Here is a 20,705-nt window from a genome sequence, read left to right as displayed (position 1 = left end):
CGCCAGGCCAGTAGATGTGGGAAGTGTGGGCGTGGACACACCCCCGCGCCGACGACCAGACTTGGGGAACCGACGAGGACACGGGACGGCGACGATTTGGCCACGAGCCGGCAACGACGCCTGGGAGGTGCGGTGATGCGTGCGCTGTTTGCGAGCCGAGCGAAACAGGACTATCTCAGTGACGCGTTGACCTTGCTGTCCGGCTGGACGCGCGAGGGCGAGCAGATCCGCCGGACCCTGGTCATGGACGACACCCAGCACGCGGCCCTGACCGAGCGGGTCAAGGTGGTCGCGGACGCCCTGCGCCTGCGCCCGGACATCAGCCGACGCGCGGACCGTACGCAGATCCGGGTCGGGCACGGCGACGGCGCCCCGTTGAGCGAGGGCGAGGTTCTGCTGGCCGCCCGCATCGAGGACGCGTACCGCGCCGTCACCGGCTCCTGACCCCTCAGCCCGCCACGTCCTGCGGATACCAGCGCAGCTCCACCGAGTTGCCGTCCGGGTCGCGGACGTAGACCGAGGTGGCGGTGCCCCGCGCCCCGAACCGCTCGACCGGGCCCGCCAGCACCGTGAAGACCCCGGCGTCGATCACGCGTTGCCAGTCCAGCGGCGCGACGACCAGGCAGAAGTGGTCGACGTTGGCGCCGCCCCGATCGCCGCGCACCAGGTCGATGATGGTGCCCGCGTCGACCCGTACCGACGGGAACGGCACCCGGCCGGCCCGCCACTCGTCGACCCGGACCGGGGCCAGGCCGAGTGTCGCGCAGTAGAAGTCCAGCGACCGCTCGACGTCGGCGACGTTGAGCACCAGGTGGTCGAACCCGCTCACCCGCACCCCGCTCACTTCGCCTCCAGCGCGTACGCCTGGCGCAGCCAGCCGGTGAACAGGTCCGGGTCGACGTCGGCGACGCCACGCAACCTCACCGACGCCATCCGCCGGGCACCCGGCACGAGCCGCCCGGACCGGTCCTCGATGTCCTGCCCACGCCACAGCCCGAAGGTGACGTACGAGGAGTACCCCTTGACCAGGCAGACCGGCTGCCGGCCCGGCTTGTCGCCGAGCCCCCAGACCGGATGGCCGTGCCACACGGCCCCGGCCGCCTCGGGCAGCGCCGCCTCGATGACGGTGCGGAGTTCCTCCGCGAGGTGGCGCAGTGGCGGGTCGAGGGTGGTCAGGTGATCGCTGACGGTCGTCGTGGTCATCGTGCTGCCTTCCGTGTTGGCCGGTGTTGCTCCCACCTTGCGCTCAGCGGCGGGGCCGACCAAGACACGATGGCTCTACCATCGTTGAGCCGGATTCAACGAAGGGGCGGGACGTGCTGGAACGCCACGAGGTGGAGACCTTCCTGACGCTCGCCGAGGAGCTGCACTTCGGCCGGACCGCCGAGCGACTGCGGGTGACGACCGGGCGGATCAGCCAGGTGATCAGGAAGTTGGAGCGGCGGATTGGCGCGCCGCTGTTCGCGCGTACCAGCCGGGTCGTGCGGCTCACTCCGATCGGCCGCCAACTCGCCGACGACCTGGCTCCGCTGGTCGCCGGCATGGACGAGGCGGTACGCCGGGCGGTCGAGGCGGGTCGCGGGATCACCGGCCGGCTGCGGGTCGCGTTCCTCGGCGAGTGGACCGCGCCGGTGCTGCTGCGCGCCGTCGCGCTGTTCGGCGAACGCCACCCGGAGTGCGCGGTCGAGGTGCACGAGGTGCAGCTGTCCAACTCCCGGCAGAGCCTCCAGGACGGCTCGGTGGACGTGCTCGTCGCGGCGTACCCGTTCGACGGGATGGACTGCGGCCCGGCGCTGCTGTCGGAGCCCAGGATGCTCGCGGTGGCCGCGACCCACCCGCTGGCCGGCGCGGATTCCGTCTCGCTGGAGGTGCTCGCGGAACATCCCGTGGTGCAGTACCCGGCGGTGACCTCGGCGGGATTCAAGCGGGACCGCACACCGGAGGTGACGCCGTCGGGCCGGGCGGTGCCGAAGGGGCCGGTCGGCAACACGTTCTCCGAGATGCTGACGCTGGTTGCCATGGGCCGCGGCGTGCTGCCGGTGGGCGCGCACACCCGGCGCTACTACCCGCGCCCCGACGTGGCGTACGTGCCGATCCACGACGCGCCGCCGATCCTGCGCGGGCCGGTCTGGTCGCCCGGCAACGGCACGGCGCGGGTACGGGAGTTCGTCCGGGCCGCAGTCGAGGCGAACCCGCTGACCTGAGCCGGTGGACCCGGCTGCCTACGGTGGGACGCATGGCCAACGCGACGTACGACCGCAAGGAGCAGTTCCAGCAGATCCAGAGCGGGCTGCTCGACGGGGAACGGATCATCGCCGTCTACGACGCCGTCGGGACCGGCACCGGGTTCATCGGGCTCACCGACCGGCGCGTGATCATCCAGGACCGCTCGTTCGTAGGGAAGAAGCACGCCATCACCAGCATCCCGTACAGCAAGATCACCAGCGTGAGCGTGGTGAGCAACAAGTCGTGGGGCGGGTCGTTCTTCTCCACCGGCTCGATCGCCGTCCACGTCGGCGCGCAGACCTACGAGGTGGAGTTCCGGGGCGCGGAGAAGAGCCACCACGTGCACAACGTGATCCTGCACTACATCTCCTCGTGACGGCCGGGGGCGGCGGACCGGCCGCGCCGGTGGCAGGCTGAGGCCATGCCGCCCGCCACCGACCACGATCGGGTACGCCGCAGCTACGACACGGTCGCCGGCTCCTACCGGGAGCGGATCGGCGACGAACTCGACGGCAAGCCGCTGGACCGGGCGCTGCTCGCCGCGCTGGTCGAGCTGGCCGGGCCGCGCGCCACCGTGGCGGACCTGGGCTGCGGCCCCGGGCACGTGGCGGCGTGGCTGGCCGGGCAGGGCGTACGGGCGGTCGGCGTGGACCTCTCCCCCGCCATGCTCGACACCGGCCGGCGGGCGTACCCGGAGGTCGAGTTCCGGGAGGGTGACCTGTTGGCGCTGCCGGCCGCGGACGGCGAGTTCGCGGCGGCCGTGGCGCTCTACTCGGTCATCCACCTGACCCCCGCCGAGCTGCCGTCGGCGTTCGCCGAGATGCGGCGGGTGCTGCGCCCCGGCGCCCCGCTGCTGGTCGCGTTCCACGTCGGCGCCGGGGTACGCCACCTGGACGACTGGTGGGGGCACCCGGTCGACGTGGACTTCCACTTCTTCGCGGTGGAGACGGTCGTCGAGGCGCTGCGCGGGGCAGGCCTGACGGTGCAGGCACGGCTGGAACGGGCGCACCTGCCGCAGGAGGCGGCGACCGACCGCTGCTATCTGCTGGCGCACCGCCCGGACTGACCGCCCCGGGCACCGGCCGGCGGGGAAAAGTGGTTGCCCCGCTCGGCGGGCGGCGGTTGGCTGGGGTCGACGCCAATCGAGAGGAAGCGATGTCCATCTTCGACGATCCCGCCCTGTTCGGACGACTCTGGGCCGCCACCTACGACGGACCGGGCAACCCGGACCCCGGGCCGGCCGTGGACTTCCTCGCCGACCTCGCCGGGCCGGACCCGGTGCTGGAGTTGGCGATCGGGACCGGCCGGGTGGCACTGCCGCTGGCCGAGCGGGGGCTGGCGGTGGAGGGCGTGGAGGCGTCCGAGGAGATGGTGGCCGTGCTGCGGGGCAAGCCGGGCGGCGACGGGCTGCCGGTGGTGATCGGCGACATGGCCGACGTGCCGGTCGACGGGCCGTACTCCCTGGTCTTCCTGGTCTTCAACACGCTGTTCAACCTGACCGGCGCGGGCCGGCAGGAGGACTGTTTCGGCAACGTCGCCCGGGTGCTGGCCCCCGGCGGCGCGTTCGTGATCGAAACCTTCGTGCCCGACCCGGCGGACTTCGACCGGAACGAGCAGGTGCGGATGAGTGCGGTCACCGAGGACTCGGCCACCATCCGGCTGCACCAGTACGACCGGGCGGAGCAGACGTTCGTCCGGCAGACCATCACCTTCGACCGCGACGGCGTGCACCTGCACCCGTTCGCCATGCGCTACGCCTGGCCGGAGCAGATCGACGCGATGGCCGAGCGGGCCGGGCTGCGGCTGACCGAGCGGTACGCCGACTGGGACCGGGCGCCGTTCACCACGCAGAGCCGGTCGCACATCTCCGTCTACCGCCGCGACGCCTGAGCTGCCTCCCGGGCCCCTTGACAGGCCCAATGGAAAGTTTAGACTTACCGTTCGTGACGGCTTACCAAGGGCGCATGCTCGAGGCCCTGGGTGACGGGACCCGGCGGACGATCTTCGAACTCCTCGCCGCCGGTCCCCGTTCGGTCGCGCAGATCGCGGACGGCCTGCCGGTCAGCAGGCCGGCGGTCTCCCAACATCTCAAGGTGCTCAAGGAGGCCGGGCTCGTCTCGGCCACCGCCGTGGGCACGCGGCGCGTCTACGCCGTCGACCCGGCGGGTCTGGCGGCGGTGCGCGCCTACTTCGACCGTTTCTGGCACCAGTCCCTGGCGGCGTTCGCGCAGGCCGCCGAGGGCGGGGCCACCGGGAACCCGGTAGAGGAGAGATCATGACGACCCACACCGACCAGGACGGCTCCGTACGCAGCAGCATCCACGTCGCCGTCCCGCCGGAACGCGCGTTCGAGGTGTTCACCGGCGGCATCGACTCCTGGTGGATCCGCGAACACCACCTGCTGCCCGGCGAGCTGAAGGAGGTCGGCATCGACCCGCACGAGGGCGGCCGGCTCTGGGAGCAGAACGACGCCGGTGAGGTCTGCGCCTGGGGGCGTGTCCTCACCTGGGACCCGCCCCGCACCTTCGCCTTCGCCTGGCTGATCGGCACCGACTGGCAGCCGCCCACGCCGGACGCGCCGAGCAGCCGGGTGACCGTCACCTTCACCCCCACCGACACCGGCACGCAGGTCGACCTGGTGCACGACCGGCTGGACGCGCACGGCCCCGGCTGGCCGGGCATGCGCGCGTCCGTCGCCGGGGAGGGCGGCTGGCCGACCCTGCTCCAGCGGTACGGCGCGGCGGTCTGACCGCCACCGCGAGCCGCCCGACCGGGACCGCCCCGGCCGAGCGACTGAGCGGCCGGGTCAGTCGGTCCGGCCGCTCAGTCGCCGCCCGGTCGGCTCAGCCGGCGAACCGGTCGCGGACCAGGGCGAGCAGTTCGGCGTGGGCCTCCGCGTCCGCCGCCACCAGCAGCCCACCCACGCCGGTCTCCGGCGGCTGGCCGAGCAGGCCGGTCACCACGGCGCCGGCCGCCCGGCACAGGGCCACCCCGGCGGCGAAGTGCACGGTGTCGATCAGCGGGCCGTCGGTCACGTACGCCGCCCGGCGGCCGGCGGCGACCCAGGCGACCGCCAGGCTCGTGGAAACCACCCGCGGCCGGAACCGGGCCACGAGCCGGTCGTCGGCGAGCAGGTCGACGCCCCGGAAGGCGGGCGCGTTCGCAAACGGCGGGTCCAGGTTGACGTCGACGATCCGGGACTCGGCCGTCGGCACCAGCGGCTCGTCCGCGTCGCCCCGCCGGACGTACGCGCCCGCGCCATCGGTCCAGAAGACCTCGTCGGTGAACGGGTCGGCGGCGGCCGCCGCCGTGACCCCGGCGGTGGTGCGCAGGGCGACGTTCACCGCCACCAGTTGGGTACGGGCCGCGAAGTTGAGGGTGCCGCAGAGGGGGTCGACCAGCCAGGTGCGCGCGGCGTCCGCACTCCCGGTGTGGCCGCCCTCCTCCCCCAGCACGGCGTCGTCGGGCCGGGCCGCCCGCAGCGTGTCCAGGACGGCGCGCTCCGCCTCGATGTCGGCGGAGGTGGCGAAGTCGGTCGCCGACTTCTCGATCCGGGTCAGCGGGGTGCCGTAACGGGCTCGCGCCACGGCGGCCCCCGCCCGCGCCCCGGCGATTGCCAGCTCGGCGTCGGTGAGCCCGACGGTCAAGGTCGACATGCCGCGAGGGTAGCCGGGCGTCCGCCCGTGCGCTGACCCCCTGACCGGCGCTCCTGGACACCGACAGTGACGCCGGGAGCCGAGCAGGACCCGACACGAGCGTGATACCTCTCAGTCATCAATATGCCTCAGAGGTATCACGCTCGTCGGGGTCTTACCTCCGCCCGCCGGACACGCCCGACGGGACGTGCGCCGCAGCCGGATCTGACGACCAGCGGTAGACCCGCCTCCCGGCCGCGCCGGGAGGCGGGTCTGCGTCACGGGCGGACTCAGGACCGGGCGTAGTAGACGCCGGTGCAGTATTCAAGGGTGCCGCTCACCAGACACACCTTGAGGGCCACCGGCGTGTTCTCGGCGATGTCGCCGGTCACCCATCCCGTGCAGGTCGGCGAGTTCCTTCCGCGCGTGGAGGCGATCCGGTCGGTCTGGTAGAAGCCGCTTGACGATCCGATGTCCATTCGAATTTCGACGCCCAGCCCGTCGGCGAGTTCGTCGCACGCGCCCAGTGCGTCACCCGGAGATCCGTCCATCGGGTCGGCACGGAACTCGGCCGTCCCGACCGTCTCGCCCCAGCCGTTCTTGATGAAGATCATCCGCGTGTACGACTGCGAGTAGTCGGAGCCGTGCAGGATCACGCTCGTGGTGACCTTGTAATCGGAGGGCAGCGACGCCGCCGCAGGTGCCTGGCCTGTTGCCAGTACGAGGGTCGCTGCCATCAGAGTGGCCAGGGCCATCCTGATCGGCAGGATCAGCCTGTGCTTCATGTCATCTCCTCACTGGAGCCGGACAGTGCACCCCTGCCCCCGTGCGCCTCCGGTGCTGGCAATCGGTGCGGCGACCATGACGCTCATGCCGGGCGGTCGCCGATGACGGTTGACCATAGTGGACGGAAAATGGGTTGGGCAATGCTGGCTCTTCCGATCCGGGGCGGCAACGGCGAAGATGCGGCATGCGGAAAAGCTGGCGGACCGGGTTGGGCGTGCTGGCCGGCGTCACCGGCGCGGTGATCTGGGCCCTGGCCGCGGCGATCTATCAGCCGGTCATGCAGCCGGACGGGTTCTGGACCGACAGCGGCAGCGGCGAGAGGCTCCCGGAGTTGGCCAGCAACAACACGTACTGGCCGCGGGACATCCGCCAACTGGCGATCCTGCTCGCCCTCGCCGGCGTACTCCTGATCTGCCGCGGCAATCCGCGCGGCCTGACCGCCGGCGCGGCCGTCACCGTCGGTTGGCTCGGGGCGGACCTGTGGCTGGACCGGATCGACGTGGCCGGTGCCGCCGCCGCGGCGTGGCTCGCGGCCGGCGGGATCGCCGTCTTCGCCGCCAGCGCCGTCCTCGCGCACCGGATGTCCGCCGGTGCGGACGGGTCACCGCTGGCCCGGCACGTGACGGCAACGGTCGCCGCGCTGCTGGCGGTCACCACGATGGTGGTCAGCACGCCGTGGGACGAGCCGGTCAGCGCACCCGATCGGGTCACGGTCGAGAACGCGCTGGCGGGCCTCAAGGCCGCGCTGGTGGTGTTGTTCCTGGCCGCCGCCCTCGCGCTCGTCGTGCACACCGCCGCCCAGTTGCCGCGGGTGGCCGCCTTCGTCGGGGTGGCCGCGCTCGGTGCCTGGCTCGCCGTCGGCAGCGACGGCGGGGGCAAGCCGCTCGGCATGATCGTCATGTTCGTCGGCGCCACGCTCGCCGTCGCCGCGGCCCGGGACGTCCCGCTGGGCCGGCTGCTCCCCGTGGCGATCATCAGTGGCGCGGCGCTGCTTCCCGCGGCCATCGCCCTGTACCTGGTCGGCATGGGGGTCGGCAGCGCGATGACGGTGGTGGCGGGCAACCCGCCGGTCAACGGCGCCGACAGCGACCTCGCCCTGAGCTTCTGCGGGCTGGTCCTCGGGCTGCTGCTGTCCACGCTCAGCCACCTGCTGACCCGCGCCGCCCGGCAACACCCCCGCCCCGAGGCCGCTCCCGTGCCGGATGCCGCCTGAGCCGTCGCGCTCGGCCGACGCGTTGACAAGGGGCGCCTGCGCTACCGAAAGCGTTAACAGGGGGCCCCTGCTTACACGTTGAAGCGGAACTCCACCACGTCGCCGTCCTGCATGACGTACTCCTTGCCCTCGATCCGGACCTTGCCGGCGGCCTTCGCCGCCGCCATCGATCCGGCCTCGACCAGGTCGGCGTAGGAAACCACCTCGGCCTTGATGAAGCCGCGCTGGAAGTCACTGTGGATGACCCCCGCGGCCTCCGGCGCGGTCGCGCCGACCGGGACGGTCCAGGCCCGTGCCTCCTTGGGCCCGGCCGTCAGGTACGTCTGGAGCCCCAGCGTGCGGAAGCCGATCCGGATGAGCTGGTCCAGCCCCGGCTCGGACTGGCCGATCGACTCCAGCAGCTCGCGGGCCTCCTCCTCGGGCAGGTCCACCAGCTCAGACTCGATCTTGGCGTCCATGAAGACCGCCTCGGCCGGGGCGACCAGCGCCCGCAGCTCGTCGAGGAACTCGGCGTTGCCCAGCTCGGCCTCGTCGACGTTGAAGACGTAGAGGAACGGCTTGGTGGTGAGCAGGTGCAGCTCGCGCAGGTGCTCCAGCTCGATCTTGGCGGCGGCGGCGCCCGCGTACAGGGTGGTGCCGGTGTCCAGGACCTCGGCGGCCTTCTTCGCGGCCTCGACGGCGGCGGCCCGGTCCTTGCGGAGCTTGGCCTCCTTCTCCAGCCGGGGCAGCGCCTTCTCCAGGGTCTGGAGGTCGGCCAGGATCAGCTCGGTGTTGATCGTCTCGATGTCGTCGGCCGGGGAGACCTTGCCGTCGACGTGCACCACGTTCGGGTCGGAGAAGGCGCGCACCACCTGGCAGATCGCCGACGCGTCGCGGATGTTCGCCAGGAACGCGTTGCCCCGGCCCTGCCCCTTGGAGGCGCCGCGGACCAGGCCGGCGATGTCGACGAACGAGACCGGCGCCGGCAGTACCTTCTGCGAGGAGAAGATCTCGGCCAGCGTGGCCAGCCGATCGTCCGGCAGCCCGACCACACCGACGTTCGGCTCGATCGTCGCGAACGGGTAGTTCGCCGCGAGCACGTCGTTCTTGGTCAGCGCGTTGAACAGGGTGCTCTTGCCGACGTTGGGCAGGCCGACGATGCCGATGGTGAGACTCACGACGAGCCAGCTTACGCGGTTCGCCGCGCCGTGCGGGCAGCCAGGCCCGCCCCGGCGCGAAAAGGGACCCCGGTCACCGGGGGATCGGGGTCAGGCGGTGAGCAGCCGGGGCTCGATCCGGGTCTCCCGCACGGTGCCGTCCTCGCCCCGGCTCACCTCGTACGCGGCCGCGCCCGCCCGGTCGGCGACCGCCTCGACCAGCCGGGTGCCCCGGTAGACGAGCCCGACCCCGTCGTCCGTGCAGTGGCTGGTGGGCAGCGTGCCGTCACCGACCAGCCGGTGCATCAGCGGCCGGCGCTGCTCCTCACTGTCGTAGTGCACCCCGTTGCCGTACGGCAGCCAGCCCAGCGAGTCGGTGAAGCCGCGCAACCGCGGGCCGAAGCTGTCGGTGGCGCCGCCGACGTGCCAGCAGATCGAGCCGGCGGAGACCCCGCCGAGCACCACGCCGGCCTCCCAGCACTCCCGGAGGATCTCGCCGAGACCGTGGGTGCGCCACACCGCGCAGAGGTTGGCGACGCTGCCGCCGCCGACCCAGACGATGTCCTGACCGAGCAGGTGGGCCCGGATGTCGTCGACGTTGGGCATCGGGAAGAGCGCCAGGTGGGAGGGGCGGTACCGGGTGCCGGCGAAGGCGCCGTAGAAGACGGTGTACGAGGTGGGCTGGTCGCCGACCGCCTGGTTGAGATAGCAGATCCTCGGCTCGTCCGCGCCGGACAGCTCGGCCATCAGGTCGAAGACCGGCCCGGGCGCGGCGTCCCACGGGCCGCGGTTGCGCCGGGAGTAACCCATGCTGGTGGCGACGATGGTCGGTTCGCTGGCGGGCATCGCTCTTCCTTTCCGTCGGTGCCGACGATCATCCTCCGGCACGGTGCCTCGCCGGCGGGATCAGGCCCCCGTCTCGGCGGCGGCGAGCAGGGCGCGCAGCAGCTCACCCAGGCGCTCCCGGTCCTGCACCGGCAGGGCATCCAGGATCCGCCGCTGCACGGCCAGGCCGGCGTCGACCGACTCCTCGACCACCCGCCGCCCCTCGCCGGTCAGCGTGATCCGCAGCCCGCGCCGGTCCGCCGGATCGGGGGTACGACGGATCAGGCCGCCCCGCTCCAGCCGGTCCAGCCGGCCGGTCATCCCGCCGGAGGTGAGCATCAGCCCGGCCGCGAGCGCCTTCGGCGCCAGCGCGTACGGCTCACCGGAGCGGCGCAGCGCGGCGAGCACGTCGAATTCCCCGCGGCTGATCCCCCAGCCGGCGTAGACCTTCTCCTGTGCGTCACCGACCAGGCGGGACAGCCGGTAGATCCGGCCGAAGACCGCCATCGGTTCCGGCCGCATGCCGGGGCGTTCGCGCCGCCACTGCTCGACGATCACGTCGACGTCGTCCTGCTCGGTCACCACCGGATTGTGCCGCACAGCTCACTTCCCTTCTTCACTCGGCAATGATTAGCTTAGTGCTAAGCTACTTAGCGCCGAGAGAGAATCGAGGGTCCGATGAGCCGTCGCGGCACCGACGTAGCGCTGACCGCCCTCGCGCCCGCCACCTGGGGCACCACCTACCTCGTCACCTCCGAGCTGCTGCCCGCCGACCGACCGCTCTGGTCCGGGGCGCTCCGCGCTCTCCCCGCCGGCCTGCTGCTGCTCGCCGTCACCCGCCGCGCACCGCACGGTTCCTGGTGGTGGCGCAGCGCGGTGCTCGGCACGCTGAACATCGGCGCGTTCTTCCCGCTGCTCTTCCTCGCCGCGTACCGGCTGCCCGGCGGGACCGCCGCGGTGCTCGGCGCCGTCCAGCCGCTGCTGGTCGCCGGGCTGACCGTGCTCGCCCTGCGGGACCGCCCGCACCGCCGGGCGTTACTCGCCGCCGCGGTCGCCCCGCTGGGCGTCGGGCTGGTCGTGCTCCGGCCGGACGCCGGCACCGACCCGCTGGGCGTCGCCGCCGGGCTCGTCGCCACCGCCGCGATGGCCACCGGACTGGTCCTCACCCGCCGATGGGGGCGCCCGGCCGGGATCGGCGGCCTCGCCGCCACCAGCTGGCAACTCACCGCCGGCGGCCTGCTCATCGCGCCGGTCGCGGTCGCCGTCGAGGGAGCGCCGCCCGCACCGGACGGCCCGGCCCTGCTCGGGTACGCCTGGCTCGGGCTGGCCGGCACCGCGCTCGCGTACGCGCTGTGGTTCCGGGGTGCGGCCCGGCTGCCGCTGACCCAGGTCTCGATCCTCGGGGCGCTGAGCCCGCTCACCGCCGCCGCGCTCGGCTGGCTGGTGCTGGGGCAGGCGCTCACCCCGGTCCAGCTCGGCGGCTTCGCCGTCGCGATGGCGGCCATGATCGTCGCCCAGCTGCCGCCCCGCACCCGGCGTCAGCCCGCCAGGCGCCAGTCCACCTCGCCGGCGGCAAGCTCGGGCAGCGCCCCCGACGGCAGCTCCGCGACCGCCGCCCGGGGCAGCGTGAACCGATGGGCGGCGGCCGGCCCGGCCGCGTAGGACTCGCCGAGCAGCCAGCGCACCTCGTCGAGCGTCCAGCCCAGCCCGGTCCGGCCGGCGATCTCCCGCACCAGGCGCAGCCCGACCCGGGTGTCGTCGTCGTAGAAGCGCATGCACCAGTGGTGTGCCCACATGCCCAGCGCGCGCAGCCCGTCGGCGTCGAGCGAGCCGGCGAGCCGGCCGCAGGCGGTCTCGGCGAACGGGCGCTCCGGGTCACCGGCCCGGTCCCGCTCGATCGCGCCGTACGCGGCCGGCGCCACCACCCGCATCCGGTCGTAGAAGCCCTGCACCACCACGCGGTCCAGCCGTGCCCGCCCCGACCGCATCAGCGGGCACCCCGCCCGGCCACGCTCGCCATTTCCCCGCACCTTCTTCTTGAGTTGGTGGGCGGGACGGTAACGGCCACCACCGACACTTTCCGCCGCGAAATCCGTTGCCGCGTCAGGGATAGCTGGCCTGAGCTGGGGCGTCTGTATCTGTGACGAAGAAGAGCGGGAGGGTGGGTGGACGAGGACGAACGCGCGCGGCTGGCCGAGTTCGTGACCGGCCGTACGCCGGCGCTGATGCAGGTCGCGTACCTGCTCACCGGCGATCGGCACGCCGCCGAGGATCTCCTCCAGTCGGCGCTGGCCAAAACGATCCCGAGGTGGCGGACGCTGCGGCACGCCGACCCCGAGGGGTACCTGCGCACACCGCGACGACGCGCCACCGCCGGGCCCGAGACGGTCAGGTCCGAATCCCGCCAGCCGAGCGTCCCACCTGCGAGGCAGGATCGGTGACATGGAGTTGGACTTCGAGCGGTGCTACCGGGCCGTGGACAGCCGCGACCAGCGGTTCGACGGCTGGTTCTACACCGGCGTGACGTCGACCGGGATCTACTGCCGGCCGTCCTGTCCGGCGATGACGCCGAAGCGGCGCAACGTCCGATTCTTTCCGTCGGCCGCCGCGGCGCAGGGCGCCGGGTTGCGCGCCTGCCGCCGCTGTCGCCCCGACGCGGCGCCCGGCTCGCCGCAGTGGGACGTCCGGGCCGACGTGGTGGGCCGGGCCATGCGGCTGATCGCCGACGGGGTGGTGGACCGGGACGGCGTGCCGGGGCTGGCCAGCCGGCTCGGCTACACCGAGCGGCACCTGCACCGGATGCTGCACGCCGAGCTCGGCGCCGGGCCGCTCGCGCTGGCCCGGGCGCAACGGGCACAGACCGCCCGGACGCTGATCGAGACCACCGCGATGGGGATGGCGGAAATCGCGTTCGCGGCGGGCTTCGGCAGCGTCCGGCAGTTCAACGACACGATCCGCGAGGTGTACGCGGCGCCCCCGTCCGAGCTGCGGATCACCCGCGGCCGGCAGCCGGTACCGGCCGGGGCGGGCACCATCACGCTGCGGCTGGCGTACCGGCCGCCGCTGCACGCCGCCGCCCTGCTGGACTTCCTCGCGGTGCGGGCGCTGCCCGGCGTGGAGGAGGTACGCGACGGGACGTACCACCGGGGCCTGCGGCTGCCACGCGGCACCGGCGAGGCGGTCCTGACCCCCGCGGACGGCCACGTCGTGGCCACGCTGCGGCTGACCGACATGCGGGACCTGGCACCCGCGGTGGCCCGCTGCCGGCGCCTGCTCGACCTGGACGCCGACCCCGAAGCCGTCGACGCCACCCTGGCCACCGATCCGGCGCTGGCCGGGGCGGTGGCGGTCGAGCCCGGCGTCCGCCTTCCCCGCGCGGTGGACGGCTTCGAGATCGCCCTCCGCGCCATCACCACCCAACAGATCTCCCTGGCCTCCGCCAAAACCACCCTCACCCACCTCCTCCTCGCCACCAACCGGGTTGATCATGAAGTTTGCGTCGAGGAAACGGCCTCAGCCGGACGCAGACTTCATGATCAACGCGACGAGCCGTTGGGGGTGTTTGCCGGTGCGGAGGAGGTGCTGCGGGTGGGGGATGAGGGGTTTCGGATGCCGGCGGCGCGGCGGGAGACGATCCGGGCGTTGGCGCGGGAGGTGGTTGAGGGGCGCCTCGATCTTGATCCGGGCGGGGACCGGGAGGAGACCGTACGGCGGCTGACCGCGCTGCCGGGGATCGGCGCCTGGACGGCCGGTTACGTCGCCATGCGGGCGCTCGGCGACCCGGACGTCCTGCTCCCCACCGACCTGGCGGTACGCCGGGGGGCCACCGCCCTCGGCCTGCCCGACACCCCCACCACCCTCGACGCGTACGCCGACCGCTGGCGCCCCTGGCGGTCGTACGCGGTGATCCGACTCTGGAGAGCGGCATGACCATCCTGGACAGCACCGTCATCGACACCCCGGCCGGCCCGCTGAGCGTCCTCGCCGGCCCCGACGGGGCGGTACGCGCCGCCGGCTTCACCGCCGACCCGGCGACCCTGCTCCCGCTGACCCACCCCAGCATGCGCGGCGACCTGCGGCACCGGGCCGACCTCGGGCCGGTGGACCGGGCCGTCGCCGACTACCTGGCCGGCGACCTGACCGCGCTCGACGGGGTGCCGGTCCAGCAGCACACCGGCGGCGTGTTCATGGCGCACGCCTGGCAGGTGCTGCGCGAGGTGAAGCCGGGCGAGCCGGTGACGTACACGGGTTTCGCCGCCCGCGCCGGACGGCCCGCGGCGGTCCGCGCGGCGGCGGCCGCCTGCGCCCGCAACGCGGTCGCCCTCTTCGTCCCCTGCCACCGGGTGCTGCGCACCGACGGGACGCTCGGCGGTTACCGGTGGGGCCTGCCGGTGAAGAGGTGGCTTCTCGCCCATGAGCGGCCGATGACGGCAACCTGACAGAAGAACTCTCGGATTCTGCCGCTACCGTCGGGTAGTGCCCGCGCAGCGCGACGGCGACCTCACCCCCCGCAGGCGGCCGCTTCGCAACATGCTGCGGCTGCATCCCTACCTGCGGCCGTATCTGCCGCGCTACTGCTGGCTGCTGGCCGCCGCGCTGGCGGCCACCGCCGCCAGCCTCGCCGTGCCGCTGCTCACCCAGCGGGTGGTGGACGGGCCGATCGCCGACCGCGATCCCGCCGGGGTGCTGCGGCTCGGCGGGCTGGCCCTGCTGCTCGGGCTGGCCGAGGCCGCGCTGATCGTCGTCCGGCGGTGGACCCAGTCGTCCGCGTCGGTGGGCATGGAGGCGGCGATCCGCGCCGACGTCTACGCCCACCTGCAACGGCTGCCGGCCGGCTGCCACGACCGGTGGCAGACCGGCCAGCTGCTGTCCCGGGTCACCAGCGACCTGTCGGCGATCCGCCGCTTCCTCTCCTTCAACCTGCTCTTCCTGGTGCTCAACCTGGTCACCTACGTGGCGGTGGTGGTGCTGCTGGTCCGGCTGCACCCGGCGCTGGGCCTGCTGGTCGCGGCCAGCGCGGTCCCGCTGGTGCTGATCAGCCGCCGGTTCGCGCGGACGTACCACGCGGCGTCCCGGCGGATGCAGGAACAGCAGGGCGAGGTGGCCACGCTGGTCGAGGAGACCGCCGCCGGGCTGCGCACCATGAAGGCGTACGGGCGGGGGCCGCAACTGGCCGCGCGGTTCGCCACCGGCGCCGGCGCCCTGCACGACATCGGGGTGGGCAAGGCCCGCCTGCTGGCCCGCACCTCGGCGCTGTTCGACCTGGTGCCCAACCTGACCCTGGGCGTGGTGCTGGTGGCCGGCGCGACCGCGGTGGCGCACGGCGCGCTGACCGTCGGCCAGCTGGTCGCCTTCGTCAGCCTCCAGCTGATGCTGATCTGGCCGGTCCAGTCGCTGGGCTGGATCATCGCCAACGGGCAGGAGGCGGCCACCGCCGCGGACCGGATCCACGACGTGCTGGACACCCCGCCGGCCATCGTGGACGCCCCGCACGCGGTGGAGCTGTCCCGCGCCACCGTGCGCGGCCGGCTGGCCTTCGAGGGCGTCTCCTTCCGCTACCCCGGCAGCCCGGAGCCGGTGCTGCGGCACGTCGACCTCGCCGTCGAACCGGGCGAGACCCTCGCGCTGGTCGGCGCGACCGGGTGCGGCAAGAGCACCCTGCTCTCGCTGGTGCCCCGGCTGCACGAGGTGACCGGCGGCCGGATCACCCTGGACGGGCACGACGTGCGGGACGTGCGGCTGGGGTCGCTGCGCCGGCTGGTCGGGGTGGCGTTCGAGGAGCCGACCCTGTTCTCGATGTCGGTCCGGGAAAACCTCACGCTGGGCCGGCCGGACGCCGGCGAGGAGGAGGTCCGGGCCGCGCTGGCGCTGGCCCAGGCCGACTTCGCGTACGACCTGCCGTGGGGGCTGGCCACCCGGGTCGGCGAGCAGGGGCTGTCGCTCTCCGGCGGCCAGCGGCAACGGTTGGCGCTGGCCCGGGCGGTGCTGGGCCACCCGGCGCTGCTGATCCTGGACGACCCGCTCTCCGCGCTGGACGTGCACACCGAGGCGCAGGTCGAGGCGGCGCTGCGCCGGGTGCTGCGGGACACCACCGCGCTGCTGGTGGTGCACCGTCCGTCCACGGTCGCGCTGGCCGACCGGGTGGCGCTGCTCGACGGGGGCCGGATCGTGGCCACCGGCAGCCACTCCGAGCTGCTGGCCACCGTGCCCGCGTACCGGGCGGTGCTCTCCGCCGGCACCGACCCCCCGGCCGTCCCGCGGCCCCGGCTGGGCGAGCCGGACGGCGCCGGGCTGGTGCGCTCGTGACCCGCGACCGGGCGAGCCCGGCCGCCCGCGCACCGGCACCGGGGCCCGGTCCGGGCCGGCGGGACGGCGGCGAAGCGGAGGCGACGGCGGAGGCGGAGGCGGCGGAGCTGGCCCGGTGGCGGGGCCGCGCCACCGACCCGGACGCGGACCGCAGCCGCGCCGAGGACGCCTCCCCCGAGGCGGTGGCCCGGCTGCGGATGCGCAGCCGGGCGCTGCTGCGGGACCTGCTGCGCCCGCACCGCCGCCGGCTGGGCGGGGCGGTCGCGCTGCTGCTCGCCCAGAACACCGCCGCGATGGCCGGGCCGTACCTGGTCATGCTCGGCATCGACCGGGGCGTCGGCCCGCTGCGGGCCGGCGACCCGGCGCCGCTGGTCGCGATCGCCGGCGCGTTCGCCGCCGCCGCCCTGATCGAGTACGCGGCCCGGCGCGGTTTCCTCACCCTCTCCGCCCGGATCGGCCAGGCCGTCCTGCTGGAGCTGCGCCGCCGGGTGTACGGCCACTTCCTGCACCTGCCCGTCGGCTTCCACGAGCGGTACACCTCCGGCCGAATGGTGTCCCGGCTGACCAGCGACCTGGACTCGATCGCCGAGCTGGTCGACGGCGGCATCGACCGGCTGGTGGTCTCCGCGCTGTCGGTGCTCACCGTGGCCGGCATCCTGCTCTGGCTGGACCCGCCGCTGGCCGGGGTGGCCCTGCTCGCCTTCCCGCTGCTGTTCTGGCTGTCCCGCTGGTTCACCCGGGCGTCGGCCACCGCGTACCGGCGCACCCGGGAGACGGTGGCGCTGGTCATCGTTCACTTCGTCGAGTCGTTGCGCGGCATCCGGGCGGTGCAGGCGTACCGGCGGGAGCGGCGCAACCAGCGGATCTTCGACGCGGTGAACGACGACTACCGGGCGGCCATCCTGCGCACTTTCCGGCTGGGGGCGCTCTACTCGCCGGGGATCCGGGCGGTCGGCAACGTGATGGTCGCGGTGGTGCTCGGCTACGGCGGTGCCCGGGTGCTCGGCGGCGACATGGCGGTCGGCGTGCTCGCCGCGTTCCTGCTCTACCTGCGCCGCTTCTTCGAGCCGATGGAGGAGCTGAGCCAGTTCTACAACTCGTTGCAGTCGGCGACGGCGGCGCTGGAGAAGCTCGCCGGGGTGCTCGACGAGCGGTCCACGGTGCCGGAGCCGGCCCGGCCGGTGCCGCTGCCCGCCGGTCCCGGGCGCGGCGCGCTGGCCTTCCGGTCGGTCACCTTCGGCTACCGGCCGGACGCGGCCGTGCTGTGCGGGCTGGAGCTGCGGATCCCGGCCGGGCAGACGGTGGCGCTGATCGGGCCGACCGGCGCCGGCAAGTCGACAATCGCCAAGCTGGTGGCCCGGTTCCACGACCCGGACACCGGCACGGTCAGCCTGGACGGGGTGGACCTGCGCGACCTCGGCGACGCCGAGCTACGCCGGGCGGTGGTGCTGGTGACCCAGGAGAACCACCTGTTCAGCGGCACGGTGGCGGAGAACATCCGGTTCGGCCGGCCGGACGCCGACGACGCCGCGGTGACGGCCGCGGCCCGGGCCATCGGCGCGCACGAGTTCATCGCCGCGTTCCCCGACGGGTACGACACCCAGGTGCACCGGCGCGGCGGCCGGCTCTCCGCCGGGCAGCGGCAGCTCGTGGCGTTCGCCCGGGCGTTCCTGGCCGACCCCCGGGTGCTGATCCTGGACGAGGCGACCTCCTCGCTCGACGTGCCGAGCGAGCGGCTGGTGCAGCGGGCGCTGGCCACCGTGCTGCACGACCGGACGGCGCTGGTGATCGCGCACCGGCTCTCCACCGTGGAGATCGCCGACCGGGTGCTGGTGGTCGACGGCGGGCGGATCGTCGAGGACGGCCCACCCGACCGGCTCACCGCGGCCGGCGGCCGGTACGCGGCCCTGCACCGGCAGTGGCGCGAATCGCTGATCTGAGCGCAACCCGGTGGTCCCGCCCAGCGGCGCTGCCTACGATCGGGCGATGAGCGACACGGCGAAGACGTCCCGCGCCGGAGTCCCCGAGCGTCCCACCCTGGACGGCCTCGAGGACCCCTGGGCGCGCCGCTGGCAGGAGGAGGGCACGTACGCGTTCGACCGCAGCAAGCAGCGGTCCGACGTGTACGCGATCGACACCCCGCCGCCGACCGTATCCGGCGAGCTGCACATGGGGCACGTCTTCTCGTACACGCACACCGACACCGTGGCCCGGTTCCAGCGGATGCGCGGCAAGGCCGTCTTCTACCCGATGGGCTGGGACGACAACGGCCTGCCCACCGAGCGCCGGGTGCAGAACGTGTACGGGGTGCGCCCCGACCCGGCCCTGCCGTACGACCCGGACTGGACGGCGCCGGCCACCCCGGTGAACGACGACGCGCGGAAGAACCCGACCGCGATCTCCCGGCGCAACTTCATCGAGCTGTGCGAGCTGCTCACCGCCTCCGACGAGCAGGTCTTCGAGGCGCTGTGGCGGCGGCTCGGGCTGTCGGTGGACTGGTCGCTGACGTACACCACCATCGGGCGGGTGGCCCGGGCCGCCAGCCAGCGGGCGTTCCTGCGCAACCTGGCCCGGGGCGAGGCGTACCAGGCGGAGGCGCCGACCCTGTGGGACGTCGGGTTCGCCACCGCGGTCGCCCAGGCGGAGCTGGAGGACCGGGAGCGGCCCGGGGCGTACCACCGGCTGCGGTTCGCCGGGCCGGACGGACGGGAGGTGCTGATCGACACCACCCGGCCGGAGCTGCTGCCGGCCTGCGTGGCGCTGGTCTGCCACCCCGACGACGAGCGGTACGCCGACCTGGTGGGCGCCGCGGTGCGTACCCCGGTCTTCGGGGTCGAGGTGCCGGTGCGCGCGCACCCGCTGGCGGACCCGGCCAAGGGCACCGGCATCGCGATGGTCTGCACGTTCGGTGACCTGACCGACGTGACCTGGTGGCGGGACCTGGAGCTGGCGACCCGGGTGGTGATCGGCCGGGACGGGCGGCTGCTGCCCGAGCCGCCGGCCGGCGTGCCGGCGCAGCCGTACGCGGCGCTGGCCGGGCAGGCGGTGAACGGCGCCCGGCGTACCGTCGTGGCGCTGCTGGCCGACGCGGGCGCGCTGGTGGGCGAGCCGCGCCCGATCACCCACCCGGTGAAGTTCTACGAGAAGGGCGACCGGCCGCTGGAGATCGTCTCCACCCGGCAGTGGTACCTGCGCAACGGTGGCCGCGACGGCCGGCTCCGCGACGAGCTGCTGGCCCGCGGCCGGGAGCTGCGCTGGGTGCCGGAGCACATGCGACACCGCTACGAGCACTGGGTCGGTGGGCTGACCGGTGACTGGCTGGTCAGCCGGCAGCGCTTCTTCGGGGTGCCGGTGCCGGTGTGGTACCGGCTCGACGACATTGGCGAACCGGACTGGTCCCAGCCTCTCACACCGGAGGAGTCATTGCTGCCGGTCGACCCGTCCAGCGAACCGCCCCCCGGGTTCACCGAGTCGCAGCGCGGCCGGCCGGGCGGGTTCGTCGGCGACCCGGACGTGCTCGACACCTGGGCCACCTCGTCGCTGACCCCGCAGATCGTCGGCGGTTGGGAGACCGACGACGACCTGTTCCGCCGGGTCTTCCCGATGGACCTGCGCCCGCAGGGGCAGGAGATCATCCGGACCTGGCTCTTCGCCACCGTGGTCCGGTCCCACCTGGAGCACGACGTGCTGCCCTGGCGGAACACCGTGCTCTCCGGCTGGATCCTCGACCCGGACCGGAAGAAGATGTCCAAGTCCAAGGGGAACGTGGTCACCCCGATGGAGCTGCTGCAGCGGCACGGCTCCGACGCGGTCCGGTACTGGGCCGCCAACGGCAAGCCCGGCATGGACCTCGCCTTCGACCCGGCGCAGATCAAGGTCGGCCGGCGGCTGGCCACCAAGCTGCTCAACGCGTCGAAGTTCGCCCTCGGGCTGGGCGCCGCCGACGCGCTGCGCGCCCCGGCCACCGAGCCGCTGGACACCGCCATGCTCGCCGAACTCTCCGGCCTGGTCGGGACGGCGACGTCCGCCTTCGACGGGTACGACCACACCGCCGCGCTGATGACGACCGAGGCGTTCTTCTGGCGGTTCTGCGACGACTACATCGAGCTGGTGAAGGAACGCGCCTACGGCACCGGGCCGGGGGCCGACTCGGCCCGGGCGGCGCTGGCCACCGCGCTCTCCGTGCAGCTGCGGCTGTTCGCCCCGGTGCTGCCCTTCGTCACCGAGGAGGTGTGGTCCTGGTGGCGGTACGGCTCGGTGCACCGCGCGCCCTGGCCCACCACGTACGAGGTGGGCCGGGCGGTGCAGGCCCCGGGTGATCCGGAGCTGCTGCGGCTGGCCGCGGATGCGCTCGGCCAGGTGCGCCGGGCCAAGTCGGAGCGGAAGCTGTCCATGAAGGCGGAGGTGCCGCTGGCCGAGGCGCTCGGCCCGGCCGCCCTGCTCGACCAGCTCACCCTGGTCGCCGCCGACGTCCGCGCGGCGGGCCGGATCGCCAAACTCGACCTGCTGCCGGACCGCACCCCCGAACTGGTGATCGCCTGCGCCTTCTGAGCCGCAGGAGGGTGCGCAGGGGGCCCT

Annotated in this window: 22 protein-coding genes and 1 pseudogene; 15 read left to right on the top strand and 8 right to left on the bottom strand. The window is 73.7% G+C overall.

The annotated features are described in order from the left end of the window. Positions 1–135: 135 nt before the first annotated feature. Positions 136–444, top strand: coding sequence for a 4a-hydroxytetrahydrobiopterin dehydratase (locus AB0H57_RS11520; protein ID WP_357505209.1), 309 nt, complete (start codon positions 136–138; stop codon positions 442–444). Positions 445–448: 4 nt separating this feature from the next. Here the strand turns inward: AB0H57_RS11520 and AB0H57_RS11515 are convergent, their stop codons facing one another. Both AB0H57_RS11515 and AB0H57_RS11510 read right to left on the bottom strand, forming a co-directional pair. Continuing rightward, positions 449–844 (bottom strand): VOC family protein, encoded by a 396-nt coding sequence (locus AB0H57_RS11515; protein ID WP_357505207.1) that lies wholly within the window; start codon positions 842–844, stop codon positions 449–451. Further along, positions 841–1,203 (bottom strand): DUF1801 domain-containing protein, encoded by a 363-nt coding sequence (locus tag AB0H57_RS11510; RefSeq protein WP_357505205.1) that lies wholly within the window; start codon positions 1,201–1,203, stop codon positions 841–843. The genes AB0H57_RS11515 and AB0H57_RS11510 overlap by 4 nt, the downstream gene beginning before the upstream one ends. A 113-nt stretch (positions 1,204–1,316) precedes the next feature. Here AB0H57_RS11510 and AB0H57_RS11505 point away from each other — a divergent pair, with 113 nt between their 5' ends. From AB0H57_RS11505 to AB0H57_RS11480, 6 genes are all read left to right on the top strand, one after another. After that, positions 1,317–2,204 (top strand): LysR family transcriptional regulator, encoded by an 888-nt coding sequence (locus AB0H57_RS11505; protein ID WP_357505203.1) that lies wholly within the window; start codon positions 1,317–1,319, stop codon positions 2,202–2,204. A gap of 32 nt (positions 2,205–2,236) precedes the next feature. After that, a complete protein-coding gene (locus tag AB0H57_RS11500) occupies positions 2,237–2,602 on the top strand; it encodes a PH domain-containing protein (RefSeq protein ID WP_357505201.1) in 366 nt (121 codons plus the stop codon). 45 nt (positions 2,603–2,647) lie between these two features. After that, on the top strand, positions 2,648–3,292 hold the full coding sequence (locus AB0H57_RS11495; RefSeq protein WP_357505199.1) for a class I SAM-dependent methyltransferase: 645 nt from the start codon (positions 2,648–2,650) through the stop codon (positions 3,290–3,292). Between the two features lie 89 nt (positions 3,293–3,381). Then, positions 3,382–4,116, top strand: coding sequence for a class I SAM-dependent methyltransferase (locus AB0H57_RS11490; RefSeq protein WP_357505197.1), 735 nt, complete (start codon positions 3,382–3,384; stop codon positions 4,114–4,116). Between the two features lie 74 nt (positions 4,117–4,190). After that, positions 4,191–4,505, top strand: a complete 315-nt coding sequence (locus tag AB0H57_RS11485) for a metalloregulator ArsR/SmtB family transcription factor (RefSeq protein WP_357505195.1) — start codon at positions 4,191–4,193, stop codon at positions 4,503–4,505. Continuing rightward, positions 4,502–4,975 (top strand): SRPBCC family protein, encoded by a 474-nt coding sequence (locus AB0H57_RS11480; protein ID WP_357505193.1) that lies wholly within the window; start codon positions 4,502–4,504, stop codon positions 4,973–4,975. Before AB0H57_RS11485 ends, AB0H57_RS11480 begins: the two co-directional genes overlap by 4 nt. 94 nt (positions 4,976–5,069) lie before the next feature. Here the strand turns inward: AB0H57_RS11480 and AB0H57_RS11475 are convergent, their stop codons facing one another. Both AB0H57_RS11475 and AB0H57_RS11470 read right to left on the bottom strand, forming a co-directional pair. Further along, positions 5,070–5,882, bottom strand: coding sequence for an inositol monophosphatase family protein (locus tag AB0H57_RS11475; RefSeq protein ID WP_357505191.1), 813 nt, complete (start codon positions 5,880–5,882; stop codon positions 5,070–5,072). Positions 5,883–6,151: 269 nt separating this feature from the next. Then, positions 6,152–6,646: a hypothetical protein gene (locus AB0H57_RS11470; RefSeq protein WP_357505189.1), complete on the bottom strand. Its 495-nt coding sequence runs from the start codon at positions 6,644–6,646 to the stop codon at positions 6,152–6,154. A gap of 185 nt (positions 6,647–6,831) precedes the next feature. Between AB0H57_RS11470 and AB0H57_RS11465 the strand changes: the two genes are divergently transcribed. Then, the gene (locus AB0H57_RS11465; protein WP_357505187.1) at positions 6,832–7,860 is read left to right on the top strand and encodes a hypothetical protein; all 1,029 of its coding nucleotides are present in this window, start codon (positions 6,832–6,834) and stop codon (positions 7,858–7,860) included. A 71-nt stretch (positions 7,861–7,931) separates the two neighbouring features. Here AB0H57_RS11465 and ychF read toward each other — a convergent pair whose 3' ends face one another. From ychF to AB0H57_RS11450, 3 genes are all read right to left on the bottom strand, one after another. Then, a complete protein-coding gene (gene ychF / locus AB0H57_RS11460) occupies positions 7,932–9,017 on the bottom strand; it encodes a redox-regulated ATPase YchF (protein ID WP_357505185.1) in 1,086 nt (361 codons plus the stop codon). 90 nt (positions 9,018–9,107) lie between these two features. Further along, the gene (locus AB0H57_RS11455) at positions 9,108–9,842 is read right to left on the bottom strand and encodes a peptidase E (RefSeq protein ID WP_357505183.1); all 735 of its coding nucleotides are present in this window, start codon (positions 9,840–9,842) and stop codon (positions 9,108–9,110) included. A 60-nt stretch (positions 9,843–9,902) separates the two neighbouring features. Next, positions 9,903–10,403, bottom strand: coding sequence for a MarR family transcriptional regulator (locus AB0H57_RS11450; RefSeq protein WP_357505181.1), 501 nt, complete (start codon positions 10,401–10,403; stop codon positions 9,903–9,905). Between the two features lie 96 nt (positions 10,404–10,499). On the opposite strand from AB0H57_RS11450, the pseudogene AB0H57_RS11445 reads away from it, so the two are divergent. Next, a pseudogene (locus tag AB0H57_RS11445) lies at positions 10,500–11,321 on the top strand (EamA family transporter); the annotation flags it as partial. Positions 11,322–11,359: 38 nt separating this feature from the next. Here the strand turns inward: AB0H57_RS11445 and AB0H57_RS11440 are convergent. Further along, entirely contained in the window at positions 11,360–11,809 is a 450-nt protein-coding gene (locus AB0H57_RS11440) for a hypothetical protein (protein WP_357505179.1), read from the bottom strand. Positions 11,810–11,986: 177 nt separating this feature from the next. Here AB0H57_RS11440 and AB0H57_RS11435 point away from each other — a divergent pair, with 177 nt between their 5' ends. The 6 genes from AB0H57_RS11435 to valS all read left to right on the top strand — a co-directional run bounded on the left by AB0H57_RS11435 (position 11,987) and on the right by valS (position 20,678). Next, entirely contained in the window at positions 11,987–12,262 is a 276-nt protein-coding gene (locus tag AB0H57_RS11435) for a sigma factor (RefSeq protein WP_357505177.1), read from the top strand. Between the two features lies 1 nt (position 12,263). After that, entirely contained in the window at positions 12,264–13,751 is a 1,488-nt protein-coding gene (locus AB0H57_RS11430; RefSeq protein WP_357505175.1) for an AlkA N-terminal domain-containing protein, read from the top strand. Further along, positions 13,748–14,260 carry a methylated-DNA--[protein]-cysteine S-methyltransferase gene (locus tag AB0H57_RS11425; RefSeq protein ID WP_357505173.1) on the top strand — a complete coding sequence of 171 codons (513 nt, stop codon included), beginning with the start codon at positions 13,748–13,750 and terminating at the stop codon, positions 14,258–14,260. Before AB0H57_RS11430 ends, AB0H57_RS11425 begins: the two co-directional genes overlap by 4 nt. Before the next feature lie 37 nt (positions 14,261–14,297). Continuing rightward, positions 14,298–16,127: an ABC transporter ATP-binding protein gene (locus AB0H57_RS11420; RefSeq protein ID WP_357505171.1), complete on the top strand. Its 1,830-nt coding sequence runs from the start codon at positions 14,298–14,300 to the stop codon at positions 16,125–16,127. 107 nt (positions 16,128–16,234) lie between these two features. Beyond that, the gene (locus AB0H57_RS11415; protein WP_357505364.1) at positions 16,235–18,067 is read left to right on the top strand and encodes an ABC transporter ATP-binding protein; all 1,833 of its coding nucleotides are present in this window, start codon (positions 16,235–16,237) and stop codon (positions 18,065–18,067) included. Positions 18,068–18,113: 46 nt separating this feature from the next. Next, positions 18,114–20,678 carry a valine--tRNA ligase gene (gene valS, locus AB0H57_RS11410; protein WP_357505169.1) on the top strand — a complete coding sequence of 855 codons (2,565 nt, stop codon included), beginning with the start codon at positions 18,114–18,116 and terminating at the stop codon, positions 20,676–20,678. The last annotated feature ends 27 nt before the right edge of the window (positions 20,679–20,705 follow it).

The sequence above is a fragment of the Micromonospora sp. NPDC050686 genome (assembly GCF_040654475.1).
Taxonomy (GTDB): Bacteria; Actinomycetota; Actinomycetes; order Mycobacteriales; family Micromonosporaceae; genus Micromonospora.
This window is presented reverse-complemented; position numbering and strand designations above follow the sequence as displayed.

Excerpts from the sequence above, each read along its gene's own strand:
- AB0H57_RS11425 (WP_357505173.1), top strand. The coding sequence starts at position 13,748 with ATGACCATCCTGGACAGCACCGTCATCGACACCCCGGCCGGCCCGCTG.
- AB0H57_RS11495 (WP_357505199.1), top strand. The coding sequence starts at position 2,648 with ATGCCGCCCGCCACCGACCACGATCGGGTACGCCGCAGCTACGACACG.
- AB0H57_RS11490 (WP_357505197.1), top strand. The coding sequence starts at position 3,382 with ATGTCCATCTTCGACGATCCCGCCCTGTTCGGACGACTCTGGGCCGCC.
- AB0H57_RS11430 (WP_357505175.1), top strand. The coding sequence starts at position 12,264 with ATGGAGTTGGACTTCGAGCGGTGCTACCGGGCCGTGGACAGCCGCGAC.
- valS (WP_357505169.1), top strand. The coding sequence starts at position 18,114 with ATGAGCGACACGGCGAAGACGTCCCGCGCCGGAGTCCCCGAGCGTCCC.
- AB0H57_RS11480 (WP_357505193.1), top strand. The coding sequence starts at position 4,502 with ATGACGACCCACACCGACCAGGACGGCTCCGTACGCAGCAGCATCCAC.
- AB0H57_RS11465 (WP_357505187.1), top strand. The coding sequence starts at position 6,832 with ATGCGGAAAAGCTGGCGGACCGGGTTGGGCGTGCTGGCCGGCGTCACC.
- AB0H57_RS11520 (WP_357505209.1), top strand. The coding sequence starts at position 136 with ATGCGTGCGCTGTTTGCGAGCCGAGCGAAACAGGACTATCTCAGTGAC.
- AB0H57_RS11510 (WP_357505205.1), bottom strand. The coding sequence starts at position 1,203 with ATGACCACGACGACCGTCAGCGATCACCTGACCACCCTCGACCCGCCA.
- AB0H57_RS11455 (WP_357505183.1), bottom strand. The coding sequence starts at position 9,842 with ATGCCCGCCAGCGAACCGACCATCGTCGCCACCAGCATGGGTTACTCC.
- AB0H57_RS11475 (WP_357505191.1), bottom strand. The coding sequence starts at position 5,882 with ATGTCGACCTTGACCGTCGGGCTCACCGACGCCGAGCTGGCAATCGCC.
- AB0H57_RS11440 (WP_357505179.1), bottom strand. The coding sequence starts at position 11,809 with ATGCGGTCGGGGCGGGCACGGCTGGACCGCGTGGTGGTGCAGGGCTTC.
- AB0H57_RS11500 (WP_357505201.1), top strand. The coding sequence starts at position 2,237 with ATGGCCAACGCGACGTACGACCGCAAGGAGCAGTTCCAGCAGATCCAG.
- AB0H57_RS11485 (WP_357505195.1), top strand. The coding sequence starts at position 4,191 with ATGCTCGAGGCCCTGGGTGACGGGACCCGGCGGACGATCTTCGAACTC.
- AB0H57_RS11470 (WP_357505189.1), bottom strand. The coding sequence starts at position 6,646 with ATGAAGCACAGGCTGATCCTGCCGATCAGGATGGCCCTGGCCACTCTG.